Here is a 14,538-nt window from a genome sequence, read left to right as displayed (position 1 = left end):
TTTATTAATTTTGCAGACGAATTGAAAAACACAACTTTAGTATATACATATGGCAAAGTTTGAATTGAAATTACCTAAAATGGGTGAAAGCGTAGCGGAAGCAACGATTACAAATTGGCTTAAAAAAGTAGGTGAAAAAATAGATGCCGATGAAGCTGTTTTAGAAATCGCTACCGACAAGGTTGATAGTGAAGTGCCAAGTGAAGTTTCCGGAGTTTTATCTGAGATTTTATTTCAGGTGAACGATGTGGTCAAAGTGGGTCAAACGATTGCTATTATTGAAACGAATGCCGAAGCTTCGGCAGGAAGTCCGTCAGTTGAAAGTAGTGCTGTCCCATCAAGCGCTTCCGAAGTTTCGGGAGACATGCCTGCTGTAACTGAAATTACTAAAACAGTAGAAACTGCCCAAGCTACGGTAGCTCCAGCCGCTTTTATTTCCGAGAAGTCGGAAATCAAATCATCCGATAGATTCTATTCGCCTTTAGTTAAAAATATTGCCACTGCAGAAGGAATTTCTCTAGGGGAATTGGAAACAATCACTGGTTCAGGAAAAGACGGAAGAGTTACTAAAGAAGATATTTTAAATTATATAAATAACAGGGGAAGTCAACCAGATGTTGCTGCTCCAGTTGCTGCTCAACAAGCAGTTGCTTCAGTAACTCCATCTACTCAAGCTGTTCCTGTTTCGGTAAACGGTGGTGACGAGATTATTGAAATGGACCGTATGCGTAAACTGATTTCAGGGTATATGGTCGCTTCGGTACAAACATCCGCACACGTACAATCATTTATTGAAGTTGATGTTACCAATATTGTCAAATGGAGAGATCGTGTTAAGGTAGCTTTTGAAAAGCGAGAAGGTGAAAAACTAACGTTTACACCAATATTTATGGAAGCTGTAGCCAAAGCAATTAAAGATTTCCCAGGTATAAATATTTCGGTTGATGGTGACTTTATTATTAAACGCAAAAATATTAACCTTGGAATGGCAGCGGCTTTACCCAACGGAAACCTAATTGTTCCTGTAATAAAAAATGCGGACCAGCTAAATTTGGTTGGAATGGCCAAAGCGGTAAACGATCTAGGAAACCGTGCAAAAGCCGGAAAGCTAAAACCAGATGATACCCAAGGCGGAACGTATACAGTTACAAACGTTGGAACATTTGGTTCTGTATTCGGAACACCAATCATCAATCAGCCGCAAGTTGGGATTCTAGCACTTGGTGCGATTCGAAAAGTACCCGCAGTTATTGAAACTCCCGATGGTGACTTTATTGGTATTCGTCAAAAAATGTTTTTGTCGCACTCGTATGATCACAGAGTGGTTGATGGTGCATTAGGAGGAAGCTTTGTAAAACGCGTAGCCGATTATCTGGAAGCATTTGATGTGAATAGAGAGTATTAGATTTAGAATAAAAATAATTCAAAAAAATACCTGCAATTTATTTTGTCAGGTATTTTTTTTTTTTTTTGCTTTGTAAAAATTTTCTGTTATGAAACACAATTTACTTTTTACCGTTATTTTTATTTTATTGCTACAGATTTGTTTTTCACAAACAGTTGTATTAGATCCAACTTTTGGAACTGGAGGAAAAGTTGTTAACTCCTCAATTACAAGTGGTCAGGTAATTCAATTACAAAGTGATGGGAAAATAGTTTCTTGTTATCTTTCCAATTATTCTACCTCGGGTAATATACGTTTGACAAGATTTAATATCGATGGGAGTATTGATACTTCTTTTGGAATTAATGGTTTTGTAAATTCAATTTTATATACTCAAGTTGGTGGATTTAATATGATTAAGATACTAAGTAATGATAAGATAATTATTACTGGGAGTTTATTTAATTTAGGAAATGGAGGTCATAATTTTGCAACAACAAGATATAATAGTGATGGAACCCTTGACACCTCATTTGGAGTAAATGGTTATGCTGTGACAGATTTCGGAGCTATTAATGGAGATTGGTCTAATACTATAGAAATTCAGAATGATGGTGCTCTATTAATCGGTGGTTATGTTGGTCAAAATGGCAATGATGCAGCTATTGTTAGATATTTGTCAAATGGTGTGTTAGACAATTCTTTTGGTATTAACGGTAAATTAACCTTTAATTTTGGAACAAATACAATCCCTTTTTCAAGTGGAATGTCAAGCGATTCCGTTGTTTCTATTAGGGTAAATACTATAGGAAAAGTAATTTTGGGTGTTTTTACTGACGTTAACGAATCGTTAGAAGGATATGCTAATTTTGGATTTATTTGCTTAAATCAAAATGGAACTATAGATACAAGTTTTGGGAATAATGGAGTAAAAGTGGTTGATTTTGGAGACAAGGATGAAATATCTAATATGCAATTAACTGCGGATAATAAAATTATTGCATCTGGATATCATGGGTATACAGTTGGAGGTAGTAATTACATAAATATACCATTAGTTAAACTTTTAGAGAATGGTAATTATGATAATAGTTTTGGAATTAATGGTAAAGTTATAACTAGTAAGGATGGAACCAATACTTATGATAGAGTTTTTGATTTAAAATTGCAAAATGATGGTAAAATAGTATGTTTTGGTGGAACACCAAATATTGAATTAACTCATGCTAATTTTTTATTAATACGATTTAATGAGAACGGTTCAATCGATACTACATTTAATACGAATGGATTTGTGACTGTCGATTTCAATTCCACAAATGATTATGGTTCAAGTTTTATAATTCAAAATGATGGAAAATTTTTGTGCGCAGGTTCTATTGATTTCAATATTGGTGCTTTGGCACGTTTTGAATATTCTAATTTGTCTAATTCCTACTTCGAAAACAAATCCTTTTCAGTCTTCCCAAATCCATTCTCACAATCCATTACAATAGAAAGCAAAGCGATAAATCTTCAAAATTCCACTATCGAACTCTACGACATCAGCGGCAGAAAACTTTCAGATTTTGCAATAGAAAGTAATAATTCTACTATCCAAATGGATGCAAATTTATCAAAAGGAAATTATTTTCTAAAAATTACTAATGAAGGTATAATGGAAACTATTAAGATTGTAAAGCAATAGTATGTTTTAGTTATTAAAACTTAACCCCGATTATTGAATCGGGGTTTTTGTTTCACTTTCTTTGGTTACATCTTCTTTTAAAGAAATAACTGTTTTATCTTTAAACCGGTATTCTCCTTTCTTATATATTTCTTCATTTGATAAAATGATTTCATACGTATAGACGCCTTTTGGCAAATCGAAAAAACATTCTTTACTGTCTTTTTGAATAACGAGTTCTTTTTTTATTTCATCACCATCATCTGATTGTTTAGTAATGATAAGCTTTATTTTGTCGTTCATTTTATTTTTGACACAAACACTTTCCACAGTTGGGCTATTTGGATTTTTCTTAGAGGAAGCAAAAATGGTTATCAATCCACCTACTAAGATTTCACTTCCTTTAACTATTGCAGTTAAATCGGATTGAGCATTTGAAATCATAGGTAAAAACAATAAATAAGCTAATACCGAATTAAATTTTGAAGTTACTTTACGTTTTGCAATTGGTTCCATGATGAAATAAATTAAGGTTACGTAAAGCTGTTCATATTTTTTTCTTTTTTAGATACTGTAAAGTTGCTTTAAGAATAAGATTATTCCTAAAAGTAAACTTATAAATTTTAAAATAGTTCTTTTATTATTTTTAGTAGACAACAATAAATATAATAACAAGACTTATAACACAATAAAGTTGTAATTGTCACGTTATTAGGATGTAATAAAAAACATCTAATAGTTTCTACATATGACTACAGGAACCAAAATTCGTTATCTCAGAGAGAAAAAAAGATTGTCTCAAGAAGAATTAGCCTATCTAGTAGGAGTGAGTCAAGTTACTATTGGGAATTGGGAACAAGGAAAAAGCATCAGACATGAGTTTTTAAAAAATCTGGCTAAGGCACTTGCGGTTTCTACTGATTTTTTATTAGAAGAAATGCAAAGCACAAACGGTGAATCGGAATCAAAAAATCAAATCGATGCAAACGATTTAGAAATCTATTTTAGAACTCCGAACAACTTTTTTGATGATTTAAATAAAAAAATGGATATAATTATCAGTCAATTCGGGAATTATAAATAAATTTTTTACGAAATATATTGTTTTTCAATCCTTTAGAATAAATCGTTTTTAGATAAAAAAAATAAAGTAATCGACCAACGTTAACTTCAATATTTTATATTTGCTGACTAACTATATGTAATGGAATTAAAATTAAACAGACCCATTTGCTTTTTTGATTTGGAAACTACAGGTATTGATGTTGCCAAAGATAGAATTGTCGAAATCTCTATATTTAAAGTATTTCCAAACGGAAATAAAGAAAGCAAAACGTGGTTGGTGAATCCTACCATTCCAATTCCAGCATTTGCCACAGCTGTTCACGGAATCACGAATGAAAAAGTGGCCAATGAACCAACATTTGCAGCGCTTTCAGGACAAATTCACAACATGATTAAAGACTCTGATTTGGCTGGATTTAATTCGGATCGATTTGACATTCCATTGCTAGCCGAGGAATTATTGCGTGCTGAAGTCGATTTTGATATGAAAAATAGGGTGTCGGTAGATGTGCAAACCATCTTTCACAAAAAGGAAGAAAGAACATTAAGCGCCGCCTATAAGTTTTATTGTAATGAAAGTCTGGAAAATGCGCACAGTGCCGAAGCAGATACCATGGCAACTTACGAAATTTTAAAAGCACAATTAGACCGTTACGAAGATTTAGATAACGATATGAAATCACTTTCTGAATTTACTACCCGAAAAAAAGCAGTCGATTTTGCAGGATTTATAGCATTAAATCCAGAGGAAAAGGAAATCTTTACTTTCGGTAAACACAAAGGCGCTTTGGTTGATGAAGTTTTTGATAAAGAACCTGGATATTTTGGCTGGATACAAAATGCTGATTTTCCATTATACACCAAGAAAGTTTTAACTGGAATCAAATTAAGAAAATTGAATACAAAATAGTTTGCAGTAATTTGTGTTTAGTAAACAGACTGATCACTAAAAACTGAATACTGAACACCTTAAAAATGAAGATCATCTGCATCGGAAGAAATTACGTGAATCACATTGCGGAGCTTAATAATGAGCGACCGGATGAACCTGTAATTTTCTTAAAACCAGATACGGCAATTTTACCTAAGAAAACACCTTTTGTGATACCTGAATTCAGTAATGAAATTCATTATGAAATTGAGATTTTGGTTAAAATAAACAAAGTTGGAAAATATATTGATGCCAAATTTGCGCACAAGTATTATGACGAAATAGGATTAGGAATAGATTTTACCGCAAGAGATGTTCAAAATAAACTGAAAGAAAAGGGATTGCCATGGGAAAAAGCGAAAGCATTTGACGGTTCAGCGATTATTGGTGACTTTCTTCCGAAAAATAATTTTAGTTCAACAGAAAATATTACTTTTGAATTAAAGAATAATGGTACAACTGTTCAAAAAGGGAATACAAGTCGCATGTTGTGGAAAATAGATGAAATAGTTTCCTATGTTTCGCAATATTTCACCTTAAAAAAAGGAGATGTCATTTTTACAGGAACTCCCGAAGGCGTTGCCAAGGTGAGTCCGAATGATGTTTTAGAAGGATTTATAGAAGATAAAAAAGTATTAAGATTACACATAAAATAATGGCAATAAACTACAACTTAGCAAAAGTTTACGCACTTTCAGACAATGATCCTGAGTTCGTAATGCAAATTATCACACTTTTTGTGACGGAACTTCCTGAAGATGTGAAACAAATAGATTTAGGTATCAAGACAAAAGATCATAAACTAGCATATGCTTATGCTCACAAAATAAAACCAAGTCTAGATTTACTGGGAATGACCGTGGCGCATCAAGAAATTCTCGAAGTAGAAGCTTGGACAAAAGCAGAAGGAAAGCGGAAAGAAATTGTGGATACTTTTGCAAGCGTTCAAAGTCAAATTGACAAAGCTATAAAAGAAATAAAGAAAGATTTCGATTTGTAAAACATTGTAACGAATGGTTCTGGAGCAATCTGTAATGGTAGTTCCCGCTTTTAGTTATAATTTCTTCGAGGATTCACAGAAAAAGTAAAGCATTCACCGAATATCCCTAACGTAATGTTTTCATTAAGAGGTAATCGTGGCTAATTAGTTGGCCATTTTCTTTCTGTAAACAAATAATATTACTTCATGAAAGCAACCATAGTAACCATTGGCGACGAAATTCTAATCGGGCAAATCGTTGATACTAATTCAGGTTACATAGCCAAAGCATTGGATAAAATTGGTGTTCAAACCCATGAAATGCTTTCTATTTCTGATGATAAAAATCACATTTTAGATACGTTTGCTTCCTTGCAAGACAAAGTCGATTTGGTTATCATTACGGGAGGTTTAGGACCAACAAAAGATGATATAACCAAGAAAACGTTTTGTGATTATTTTGAGGATGTCTATTTGAGAAATCAAGAAGTAGAAGATCATATCGTTGCTTTATTTGCTAAGTTAAATTTTACTCCAACCCAAGTAAATAAAGACCAAGCGTTATTGCCTTCAAAAGCACAAGTTTTAAAAAATAACTACGGAACGGCAGCTGGAATGTGGATGCAAAAAGGGAAGACAATTTTTGTCTCGATGCCTGGCGTTCCTTACGAAATGAAAGGTATTGTAAATGAAGCTTTAATTCCTAAAATTGTTTCCGAATTCAAAAGACCCTACATAGTTCACAAGACAATTCTAACCTATGGACAAGGAGAAAGCATGGTTGCAGAGCGAATAGAAGATTGGGAAAATCAACTTCCAGACTTTATAAAATTAGCCTATCTACCAAGCCCGGGAAGAGTGCGTTTGCGACTAACAGCTCGTGGAGAAAACGAAGAAGTTCTTAAAAAAGCGATTCAAGAAAATGTACAATCATTGACCAAAATATTAGGAGATATTATTGTTGGTTTTGATGAAGACGAAACAATTGAGGTAGTCATCGGGAGGTTATTGCAAAAAGCAGGAAAAACAATTGCCACTGCCGAAAGTTGTACAGGCGGAAAAATAGCTCAGATGTTAACTTCAGTTACGGGTGCTTCCAATTATTTTAGAGGAAGTGTAGTAAGTTATGCTACCGATACTAAGATTTCAGTGCTTGGAGTTGAGGCACAAACCATTGAAAAATTTTCAGTGGTGAGTGCTGAAGTTGCGGAGGAAATGGCTTTGGGAATTCAAAAACTAATGAAAACGGATTACGCAATTGCAACAACGGGAAATGCTGGACCAAATAAGGGAGACTCAGATACTGAGGTTGGGACTGTATTTATCGCTTTGGCAACTCCAAATGATGTTATAATTCAAGAATTTAATTTTGGCCAACCTCGTGAAAAAGTGATCGATAGAACAGCAAATAAAGCAATGGAACTATTGCAGAAAGAAATTTTGAAAAATACTTTTAGCTAAGATTTGAATGTTAATAAACTTGTTCAAAAAAATCATTCTTTTCTACCAATAAAAAACAAATAAAAAAAAACAAAAAATCTGCGAATATTTTTTTGTTACAATGATTTATTTTCCTTAAGTTTGCACCCTCGAATTGAATAACGATAAAAGATAAGTATAATGTCAAGAGTTTGTGACCTTACAGGTAAAAGAGCGATGGTAGGAAATAATGTTTCTCACGCTATGAACAAAACTAAGCGAAAATTTTCTGTTAACTTAGTTAAAAAACGTTTCTATCTTGCTGAAGAAGACAGATGGATTACTCTTAGAGTAGCTGCGTCTACAATTAAAACAATTAATAAAAAAGGTTTGGCTTCAGTATTGAAAGATGCAAAAGCGAACGGATTTATCAAATAATTCCAAACCGTAAAAAATAAAGCAAGATGGCAAAGAAAGGTAATAGAATACAAGTTATTTTAGAGTGTACTGAGCACAAAGGCACTGGTCTTCCAGGAACTTCTCGTTACATTACAAATAAAAATAAAAAAAATACTCCAGATAGATTAGAGATTAAAAAATTTAATCCAATTTTGAAGAGAATGACTGTTCACAAAGAAATTAAATAATTAGGAATTTTTATTTTTAAAAAAATTTCAAATAATCAAATATCCGTTAAGGACTTAAAGATATAAAACCATGGCAAAGAAAACCGTTGCAACATTACAAACAGCTTCAAAGAGATTAACCAAAGCTATTAAAATGGTTAAGTCACCGAAATCAGGTGCCTATACTTTTGTTGAAAGCATTATGACACCAGAAGAGGTAGATAGTTTCCTTCAAAAGAAATAATTCACAGAACTCTATATATCTAAGCTACTTTCATTCGGAAGTAGCTTTTTTATTTTTATATTTGTTCCGCCTGTAAGAAATTGAAAGGCAGTCCGTAAATTTTTGAATCTCCAAACCCAAACAAATGAGTTTTTTCAAAAGAATATTCTCCTCCGAAAAGAAGGACTCGAGCCTAAGCGAAGAGGCAAAACAAACCTTAGACAAAGGACTTGAAAAATCAAGTACTTCATTTTTATCTAAACTCACTAAAGCAGTAGCTGGTAAATCTAAAGTTGATGACGAAGTATTAGACAATCTAGAAGAAGTTTTGGTTTCATCTGATGTAGGTGTTAACACTACTTTGAAAATTATTCAAAGAATTGAGGAAAGAGTTGCCCAAGATAAGTATTTGGGAACCGAAGAACTTAATAGAATTCTTAGAGAAGAAATTGCGGGATTACTTTCTGAAACCAAGTCAGGCGAAGAAACCGAATTTACAATTCCAGAAAACAAAAAGCCATACGTAATAATGGTCGTAGGTGTCAATGGTGTCGGTAAAACGACTACGATAGGAAAATTAGCCAATCAATTTAAAAAAGCTGGTTATAAGGTTGTATTGGGCGCTGCTGATACTTTTCGTGCGGCAGCAATTGATCAATTGCAAATTTGGGCTGATAGAGTAGGTGTTCCTTTAGTCAAACAACAAATGGGTAGCGATCCTGCTTCGGTAGCATTTGACACGTTACAAAGCGCAGTTACTCAAAATGCAGATGTCGTAATTATTGATACTGCGGGTCGTTTGCATAACAAAGTGAATTTGATGAACGAATTGACCAAAGTAAAACGTGTCATGCAAAAAGTAGTAGAAGAGGCACCTAACGATGTTATGTTGGTTTTGGATGGCTCAACAGGTCAAAATGCTTTTGAACAGGCTAAACAATTTACAGCTGCTACAGAAGTAACTTCGTTGGCAGTTACTAAACTTGATGGAACCGCAAAAGGTGGCGTTGTCATTGGAATATCAGATCAGTTTCAAATTCCAGTTAAATATATTGGAGTTGGAGAAAAAATTGAAGATTTACAAGTTTTTAATAAATTTGAATTTGTAGATTCGTTTTTTAAATAAAATAATATGACTAAAGTTTTATCCTTTTTTAGAGAAGCATCCCCAATAAAATTAATCTTAATAAGTTTAATTATAGCTGCAATAAGCTATTTTATTCAAAAGCCATTACCTAATATTTTTATGGGTTTGCGACTCATTTCTTTCATTCTATTTGTTTATGGAACAATTCGATTGCTTAACAAAAAATAGACAAACACAGAATTTAAAATGAAAAAAATAAGGGTGTTGTGTTTTGTTCTTTTATTGATTTCTTGTCATACTAGCGTTAAAAAAGAAGATCTTAAAAAGCTGAATGGCTATTGGGAAATCAAACAGGTGACTTTAGCTGATGGTAGCACTAAAGATTACAAAATCAATGAGACAGTAGACTTTTTTGAAATTAAAAATAATAATGGTTTTCGTCAAAAAGTAATGCCTCAGTTTGACGGTAAATTCAAAACAAATGGTTTCAAAGAACTCATAAAAGTTATAGAAAAGGATAATGCTTTTTTCATTGAATACACTACGAAATACGGTAAATGGAAAGAAGAAATTATTGCTATTGAAGATTCCATTCTAGTGTTAAAAAACAAAGGAAATTTAGAATATACGTATAAAAAATTCAAACCATTCTCATTCAAATAATACAGATAATAGTTAGTATAAATGGCCAGACGAGTTAGCAACGAAGGTTCTATTGGAGATGTTTTAAAAGAGTTTATTGAAAAAAACAAGCTCCAAGAAGGCATGGATAAAATCGATGTTGCTGCAGCATGGAAAACGTTGATGGGCAATGGCGTGAATCGTTACACAAAAGAAGTTGTTTTAAAAGGAACAACACTTTATGTTTATTTGACTTCGGCAGTTGTACGGGAAGAATTGAGTTATGGTAAACAGAAGATTATCAAAATGATAAATGATGAAATTCGAAAAGAAGTAATAAAAGAGGTAATATTACGTTAAGTATTGATTTCTAAATTTTTAATATAGTCTTCATATTCATAAAAAAACACTTCAAACTGAGACATTGTTTTGTGAAAAAAGTCGAAAATCTCAGGCCAATACTTTTTATTGTTCAAGCTAACATCTAATTTTTCTATCCATATTCGGCTTATAATTTTACCGCTTTCGAGATAAAAATTGCGCTCCAAAATAGCTTCGGGAAGATACTCTTCAATCAGAATATTTTTTAGAGATTCTATTTTTTCAAAATAAATTTTACGTTTTTCTTCTTCTTTTGGTTCAATATCTAAGAATACTTGCGCTTTTTTATTGTCGATGTAAAATTTGAACGTAACGTCTTTTATCTTAGTGTCATACAACAACCATTTTCTAGGATAAGCCGAAGCAAATGCGGTCCAAAATTCTTTTTTTATCAGTAACGCTTCTTCCTTGCTGTACATTTTAATGTGCTTAAAATTTGAAAACTATGATTTTTGAGGTAACTTTATATTTTAAACTTTCTTCATGGACTTCAATGAGTTTCTAAAATATACTCCAAAAATACTAAATGTTGAGCTTCCAGCAACGAATGCACATTCGAAAATGGTTCCGCCCAACAGGGCTGAATTATTAAAGAATACCGACTTTGCTATAGTTTCCCCAAAAAAAGCGGCAGTAATGATGCTATTTTATCCAAAAAATTATCAAACGCATTTAGCACTAATCCTACGAACTAGCTACAACGGTGTGCATTCGTCTCAAATTGCATTTCCGGGTGGTAAAGTAGAAAATGATGATATTGATTTACAACACACAGCATTAAGAGAAACACATGAAGAAATTGGTATAGCTTCTAATTTAATTAATGTAGTTAGATCATTTACTGAAGTGTATATACCTCCAAGTAATTTTATGGTGTATCCTTTTATGGGTTATAGCACTAATGAATTGAAATTTACTTTACAAGTAGATGAAGTAGCTGGAATGGTTGAGTTTCCTTTAGTGGATTTTTTAGATGATAAAATATTGAAATCCAAAACAATGAAAACTTCATATGCTGGTAGCATTGATGTACCTGGTTTTCAAGTGAACGACCATTTTATTTGGGGAGCCACAGCGATGATTTTGAGCGAATTGAAAGATGCTATAAAAATGGTTTTATAAGTATAAGTTTTTGTAGATTTGACACCCGAAAACAATGAAATATTAAATTTTAATTATGGGTTTATTAAAAAGAAATCCTTTTGGTCATATACTCTTTATCAAAAAATGGTTGATTCGTATTTTTGGCATTGTAACACATCGAAGATACAGAGGATTTAACGAATTACATATAGAAGGCTCAGAAATTATAGCGTCTTTACCAGATAAAAATGTACTTTTTATTTCCAATCATCAAACCTATTTTGCAGATGTAGTTGCGATGTTTCATGTATTTAACGCCAGTCTATCAGGACGACATGATAGCATTAAAAACGTGGGTTATTTGTGGCAGCCGAAAATGAATATTTATTATGTTGCTGCAAGTGAAACAATGAAATCGGGATTGTTGCCTAGGATTTTAGCTTATGTGGGTTCTATTTCGGTAGAAAGAACTTGGCGTGCCGGTGGAAAAGATGTAGATGAAAAACGTGAAGTGAATCCAAATGACACAGAAAATATTAGAATTGCATTAGAAGATGGCTGGGTAATTACGTTTCCACAAGGAACTACAAAGTCGTTTAAACCCGTCCGAAAAGGTACTGCACATATTATCAAACAATACAAACCAATGGTTGTGCCTATTGTAATTGACGGATTTCGTCGTTCTTTTGACAAAAAAGGACTGCGCATGAAAAAGAAAAACATTCTACAATCTTTTATCATCAAAGAACCTTTGGTAATTGATTATGAAAACGAATCGATTGAGCAAATTGTCGAAAAAGTAGAATACGCCATTGAACAACATCCTTCGTTTTTAAAAGTAATTCCAGCCGAAGAAATTGAAGAGCAAGAACGATTGCATAAACTTCGTGAATGGAATGTGGCTAAAAAAGACACAGGCAAAGAGAAATTAAGTAGATAATTTCTCAATAGCGAATTATTTATTTTACTATTGGCTCAACTTTATATCCAGCTTTAGATAATAAATTTATTATTCCCATTTCACCACCCAGATGCGCAGCGCCTACACCAAAAAATGTAGGTTTGTTTTTGGCAATTGCTTCAATTTTCGCAATCCAATTACGGTTTCTATTATCGAGCATAATCTCACCAAATTTTGATGTAATTACATTGTCAGATTTTTTAGAGAAATTAATAATCGCTTCAATATCTTCGGATTTATAGACGCTAAGCATTTCATTAATTTCTGCTTTGTCACGTTTCAAATCACTTTTTGCCGTTTTGATTAATTCGTTCATTTGCACTTGATATGGAACTTGATCAAAAACATCCAATTGAAATGTAACGGTTTCTAAACCAATAACTTCTTCTTTTTGATCGGAGGCTATTTTCATTAATTCGGTTTCAACCGATTGCATTTCACAATCGAGCATTTTCGGATACAGCATAGCTGAAATCATAAATGGTTTCACAGTATTTATCATTTCGGCAGAAAAACCAAGGTTGGAAGTTATAAATGCATCCACTGTTTTATAATCTTCCTCTGACGCTAATTTTTTCATTGTTATGCCATCTTTCATCATTACTTGAGACATCATTTCTGTTTGCATATTCGGATCATCCATGTCAAGTTCAAGGCAAAGCTGGTTGGTTTTATCTAATGCTGTTTTTACCTTTTGAGGCAATGTTGCATCACATGATATATGAATAGTTCCATATATATAAGAAGGTTCCGAAAGTCCATTACCCGAAATTTTCCAAAGTAATGATTTTGAATTGTTTTGTGCTGTGATTAAATTGCTTAGCGAGATAGCAATTAATAGAATTATTTTTTTCATATTTTTATAAATCAATTTTCTTTAATTCTTTGTAATTTGTATTTAATTTCCTCAGTAAAATACCATATAATATCCGATAGAATAGCCAAAATAAACCCACAACGATAACGCAAGTTAGTACCATAACTCCAAGTGTAATTAGCAAAGTATGGTAATTGCTTTCATGCGATATTTTATCTTTTAATAATGCCATTTTTGGATTATAAACAAAAGCAATGGCAAAGCCTGCAATAAGGCTCAATACAATCATAGTTAAATTATACCAGACATAATATTGAACTATTTTTCGAGTTTTTAAGATGTCTTGCATTAATTGTTTGGTAGAAGATGTAGTTGAAATCTTAATGTAGTTTTTATAAAAACAATAGATAAAACAAAAAATTACAGCATAATTAAAAAGGGTCAATGCTTTTAAATAAACAATCGTATTTTCAGCGTGCTGTTTTTTCATATAATCATCAACATTATAGCAAACACTTATGGCTGTCCAGAATAACAACTCAATGATACTAATAATCAAAATCCATTTTACAATTGATGATGATTTAGTATGTAGCATTTTATAGATTTCTACTTCCGAAATTTGTTCGTTTTTGTAGGTGTCTTTTTGCCACGCTTTTTTTAATAAATCCAACTCTTCCATAATCCTTAAGGATTTAATATTTTTTTTAATTTCCCTTTTATTCTATTCATTTTCACACGGGCATTTACTTCGCTTATACCTAATGTTTCGGATATTTCAGTATAATCCTTATCTTCTAAATACAAGAACACAAGCGCTTTTTCAATGTCGTTTAACTGCTGTACTGCTTGATACATTAACTTAATTTGTTCCTCTTCTTCAAAGTTGTATTCGTCTTGAGGTAAAAAATGTTTTTGTCCTTCATAGCTTGTTGTAGCAACACTTCGGGTACTTTTTCTGTAAAGCGTAATCGCGGTATTTAATGCCACGCGATAGGCCCATGTAGAGAATTTAGAATCTCCTCTAAATTTCGGGAATGCTTTCCATAATTGAATGGTAATTTCTTGAAACAAATCTTTATGTGCATCTTCATCATTGGTATACAACCGACATATCTTGTGGATAATGTTCTGATTGTCCTTTAATTGTTTTACAAATATTTGTTCTAAGTTGTCACTCATAGCCGAGTTAGTAGAGAATGGATGGGTTTTGTTACATTTACAAAACTACATATTTTTAAATGCAATTTCAAGCTTCTTATTTTCTTATCTTTGCCGTTCAAAATTGACAAGTA

The 14,538-nt window shown here is 32.5% G+C and carries 20 protein-coding genes; 15 read left to right on the top strand and 5 right to left on the bottom strand.

What is annotated here, in order from left to right:
* Window positions 1-49 precede the first annotated feature (49 nt).
* Together ACIQ2L_RS07670 and ACIQ2L_RS07665 are read left to right on the top strand one after the other, a co-directional pair.
* Complete coding sequence (locus ACIQ2L_RS07670; protein WP_396157595.1) at window positions 50-1,405, top strand: dihydrolipoamide acetyltransferase family protein; 1,356 nt, start codon at window positions 50-52, stop codon at window positions 1,403-1,405.
* Window positions 1,406-1,493: 88 nt separating this feature from the next.
* Entirely contained in the window at window positions 1,494-3,071 is a 1,578-nt protein-coding gene (locus ACIQ2L_RS07665; RefSeq protein WP_396157594.1) for a T9SS type A sorting domain-containing protein, read from the top strand.
* A gap of 30 nt (window positions 3,072-3,101) precedes the next feature.
* Here the strand turns inward: ACIQ2L_RS07665 and ACIQ2L_RS07660 are convergent, their stop codons facing one another.
* Window positions 3,102-3,566 (bottom strand): hypothetical protein, encoded by a 465-nt coding sequence (locus ACIQ2L_RS07660; protein WP_396157593.1) that lies wholly within the window; start codon window positions 3,564-3,566, stop codon window positions 3,102-3,104.
* A 232-nt stretch (window positions 3,567-3,798) separates the two neighbouring features.
* On the opposite strand from ACIQ2L_RS07660, the gene ACIQ2L_RS07655 reads away from it, so the two are divergent.
* The 11 genes from ACIQ2L_RS07655 (at window position 3,799) to ACIQ2L_RS07605 (ending at window position 10,361) form a co-directional block, all read left to right on the top strand.
* Window positions 3,799-4,134, top strand: coding sequence for a helix-turn-helix domain-containing protein (locus tag ACIQ2L_RS07655; protein ID WP_396157592.1), 336 nt, complete (start codon window positions 3,799-3,801; stop codon window positions 4,132-4,134).
* A 120-nt stretch (window positions 4,135-4,254) separates the two neighbouring features.
* Complete coding sequence (locus tag ACIQ2L_RS07650; RefSeq protein ID WP_396157590.1) at window positions 4,255-5,025, top strand: exonuclease domain-containing protein; 771 nt, start codon at window positions 4,255-4,257, stop codon at window positions 5,023-5,025.
* Window positions 5,026-5,090: 65 nt separating this feature from the next.
* Window positions 5,091-5,702 (top strand): fumarylacetoacetate hydrolase family protein, encoded by a 612-nt coding sequence (locus ACIQ2L_RS07645; protein ID WP_396157589.1) that lies wholly within the window; start codon window positions 5,091-5,093, stop codon window positions 5,700-5,702.
* The gene (locus ACIQ2L_RS07640) at window positions 5,702-6,046 is read left to right on the top strand and encodes an Hpt domain-containing protein (RefSeq protein ID WP_396157588.1); all 345 of its coding nucleotides are present in this window, start codon (window positions 5,702-5,704) and stop codon (window positions 6,044-6,046) included. Before ACIQ2L_RS07645 ends, ACIQ2L_RS07640 begins: the two co-directional genes overlap by 1 nt.
* A gap of 186 nt (window positions 6,047-6,232) precedes the next feature.
* Window positions 6,233-7,486: a CinA family nicotinamide mononucleotide deamidase-related protein gene (locus ACIQ2L_RS07635; protein ID WP_396157587.1), complete on the top strand. Its 1,254-nt coding sequence runs from the start codon at window positions 6,233-6,235 to the stop codon at window positions 7,484-7,486.
* A 159-nt stretch (window positions 7,487-7,645) separates the two neighbouring features.
* Window positions 7,646-7,882, top strand: coding sequence for a 50S ribosomal protein L28 (gene rpmB / locus ACIQ2L_RS07630; protein WP_396157586.1), 237 nt, complete (start codon window positions 7,646-7,648; stop codon window positions 7,880-7,882).
* A 26-nt stretch (window positions 7,883-7,908) separates the two neighbouring features.
* Window positions 7,909-8,091, top strand: coding sequence for a 50S ribosomal protein L33 (gene rpmG / locus ACIQ2L_RS07625; RefSeq protein ID WP_035126304.1), 183 nt, complete (start codon window positions 7,909-7,911; stop codon window positions 8,089-8,091).
* A 70-nt stretch (window positions 8,092-8,161) separates the two neighbouring features.
* Window positions 8,162-8,314 (top strand): DUF4295 domain-containing protein, encoded by a 153-nt coding sequence (locus tag ACIQ2L_RS07620; protein WP_396157585.1) that lies wholly within the window; start codon window positions 8,162-8,164, stop codon window positions 8,312-8,314.
* 124 nt (window positions 8,315-8,438) lie between these two features.
* Window positions 8,439-9,419 (top strand): signal recognition particle-docking protein FtsY, encoded by a 981-nt coding sequence (ftsY, locus tag ACIQ2L_RS07615; protein WP_396157584.1) that lies wholly within the window; start codon window positions 8,439-8,441, stop codon window positions 9,417-9,419.
* A gap of 207 nt (window positions 9,420-9,626) precedes the next feature.
* A complete protein-coding gene (locus ACIQ2L_RS07610; protein ID WP_396157582.1) occupies window positions 9,627-10,043 on the top strand; it encodes a hypothetical protein in 417 nt (138 codons plus the stop codon).
* Between the two features lie 21 nt (window positions 10,044-10,064).
* The gene (locus tag ACIQ2L_RS07605; RefSeq protein WP_396157581.1) at window positions 10,065-10,361 is read left to right on the top strand and encodes a DUF721 domain-containing protein; all 297 of its coding nucleotides are present in this window, start codon (window positions 10,065-10,067) and stop codon (window positions 10,359-10,361) included.
* Here the strand turns inward: ACIQ2L_RS07605 and ACIQ2L_RS07600 are convergent.
* Entirely contained in the window at window positions 10,358-10,801 is a 444-nt protein-coding gene (locus ACIQ2L_RS07600) for a DUF4268 domain-containing protein (protein ID WP_396157580.1), read from the bottom strand. The genes ACIQ2L_RS07605 and ACIQ2L_RS07600 overlap by 4 nt on opposite strands.
* A 64-nt stretch (window positions 10,802-10,865) precedes the next feature.
* On the opposite strand from ACIQ2L_RS07600, the gene ACIQ2L_RS07595 reads away from it, so the two are divergent.
* Both ACIQ2L_RS07595 and ACIQ2L_RS07590 read left to right on the top strand, forming a co-directional pair.
* Entirely contained in the window at window positions 10,866-11,504 is a 639-nt protein-coding gene (locus ACIQ2L_RS07595; protein ID WP_396157579.1) for an NUDIX hydrolase, read from the top strand.
* Between the two features lie 55 nt (window positions 11,505-11,559).
* The gene (locus ACIQ2L_RS07590) at window positions 11,560-12,405 is read left to right on the top strand and encodes a lysophospholipid acyltransferase family protein (RefSeq protein ID WP_396157578.1); all 846 of its coding nucleotides are present in this window, start codon (window positions 11,560-11,562) and stop codon (window positions 12,403-12,405) included.
* A gap of 19 nt (window positions 12,406-12,424) precedes the next feature.
* On the opposite strand, the gene ACIQ2L_RS07585 is transcribed toward ACIQ2L_RS07590, so the two are convergent.
* Genes ACIQ2L_RS07585 through ACIQ2L_RS07575 form a run of 3 tightly spaced genes read right to left on the bottom strand, consistent with a single transcriptional unit; the run spans window position 12,425 to window position 14,425 of the window.
* Window positions 12,425-13,282, bottom strand: a complete 858-nt coding sequence (locus ACIQ2L_RS07585) for a TraB/GumN family protein (RefSeq protein WP_396157576.1) — start codon at window positions 13,280-13,282, stop codon at window positions 12,425-12,427.
* Window positions 13,283-13,286: 4 nt separating this feature from the next.
* Window positions 13,287-13,925 carry a hypothetical protein gene (locus ACIQ2L_RS07580; protein WP_396157574.1) on the bottom strand — a complete coding sequence of 213 codons (639 nt, stop codon included), beginning with the start codon at window positions 13,923-13,925 and terminating at the stop codon, window positions 13,287-13,289.
* Between the two features lie 5 nt (window positions 13,926-13,930).
* On the bottom strand, window positions 13,931-14,425 hold the full coding sequence (locus ACIQ2L_RS07575; RefSeq protein WP_396157573.1) for an RNA polymerase sigma factor: 495 nt from the start codon (window positions 14,423-14,425) through the stop codon (window positions 13,931-13,933).
* Window positions 14,426-14,538: the final 113 nt, after the last annotated feature.

This window comes from Flavobacterium sp., assembly GCF_044369455.1.
Lineage (GTDB): Bacteria > Bacteroidota > Bacteroidia > Flavobacteriales > Flavobacteriaceae > Flavobacterium.
Note: the sequence above shows the minus strand (reverse complement) of the source record. Positions and strands in the feature narration are given on the sequence as shown.

What these genes read in the sequence shown, in the direction of transcription:
- ACIQ2L_RS07620 (WP_396157585.1), top strand. Translation starts at nt 8,162, where the DNA reads ATGGCAAAGAAAACCGTTGCAACATTACAAACAGCTTCAAAGAGATTA.
- ACIQ2L_RS07640 (WP_396157588.1), top strand. Translation starts at nt 5,702, where the DNA reads ATGGCAATAAACTACAACTTAGCAAAAGTTTACGCACTTTCAGACAAT.
- ACIQ2L_RS07610 (WP_396157582.1), top strand. Translation starts at nt 9,627, where the DNA reads ATGAAAAAAATAAGGGTGTTGTGTTTTGTTCTTTTATTGATTTCTTGT.
- ACIQ2L_RS07585 (WP_396157576.1), bottom strand. Translation starts at nt 13,282, where the DNA reads ATGAAAAAAATAATTCTATTAATTGCTATCTCGCTAAGCAATTTAATC.
- ACIQ2L_RS07665 (WP_396157594.1), top strand. Translation starts at nt 1,494, where the DNA reads ATGAAACACAATTTACTTTTTACCGTTATTTTTATTTTATTGCTACAG.
- ACIQ2L_RS07650 (WP_396157590.1), top strand. Translation starts at nt 4,255, where the DNA reads ATGGAATTAAAATTAAACAGACCCATTTGCTTTTTTGATTTGGAAACT.
- ACIQ2L_RS07655 (WP_396157592.1), top strand. Translation starts at nt 3,799, where the DNA reads ATGACTACAGGAACCAAAATTCGTTATCTCAGAGAGAAAAAAAGATTG.
- ACIQ2L_RS07660 (WP_396157593.1), bottom strand. Translation starts at nt 3,566, where the DNA reads ATGGAACCAATTGCAAAACGTAAAGTAACTTCAAAATTTAATTCGGTA.
- ACIQ2L_RS07600 (WP_396157580.1), bottom strand. Translation starts at nt 10,801, where the DNA reads ATGTACAGCAAGGAAGAAGCGTTACTGATAAAAAAAGAATTTTGGACC.
- ACIQ2L_RS07670 (WP_396157595.1), top strand. Translation starts at nt 50, where the DNA reads ATGGCAAAGTTTGAATTGAAATTACCTAAAATGGGTGAAAGCGTAGCG.
- ACIQ2L_RS07575 (WP_396157573.1), bottom strand. Translation starts at nt 14,425, where the DNA reads ATGAGTGACAACTTAGAACAAATATTTGTAAAACAATTAAAGGACAAT.
- ACIQ2L_RS07605 (WP_396157581.1), top strand. Translation starts at nt 10,065, where the DNA reads ATGGCCAGACGAGTTAGCAACGAAGGTTCTATTGGAGATGTTTTAAAA.
- ACIQ2L_RS07645 (WP_396157589.1), top strand. Translation starts at nt 5,091, where the DNA reads ATGAAGATCATCTGCATCGGAAGAAATTACGTGAATCACATTGCGGAG.
- ACIQ2L_RS07580 (WP_396157574.1), bottom strand. Translation starts at nt 13,925, where the DNA reads ATGGAAGAGTTGGATTTATTAAAAAAAGCGTGGCAAAAAGACACCTAC.
- rpmB (WP_396157586.1), top strand. Translation starts at nt 7,646, where the DNA reads ATGTCAAGAGTTTGTGACCTTACAGGTAAAAGAGCGATGGTAGGAAAT.
- ftsY (WP_396157584.1), top strand. Translation starts at nt 8,439, where the DNA reads ATGAGTTTTTTCAAAAGAATATTCTCCTCCGAAAAGAAGGACTCGAGC.
- ACIQ2L_RS07590 (WP_396157578.1), top strand. Translation starts at nt 11,560, where the DNA reads ATGGGTTTATTAAAAAGAAATCCTTTTGGTCATATACTCTTTATCAAA.
- ACIQ2L_RS07595 (WP_396157579.1), top strand. Translation starts at nt 10,866, where the DNA reads ATGGACTTCAATGAGTTTCTAAAATATACTCCAAAAATACTAAATGTT.
- rpmG (WP_035126304.1), top strand. Translation starts at nt 7,909, where the DNA reads ATGGCAAAGAAAGGTAATAGAATACAAGTTATTTTAGAGTGTACTGAG.
- ACIQ2L_RS07635 (WP_396157587.1), top strand. Translation starts at nt 6,233, where the DNA reads ATGAAAGCAACCATAGTAACCATTGGCGACGAAATTCTAATCGGGCAA.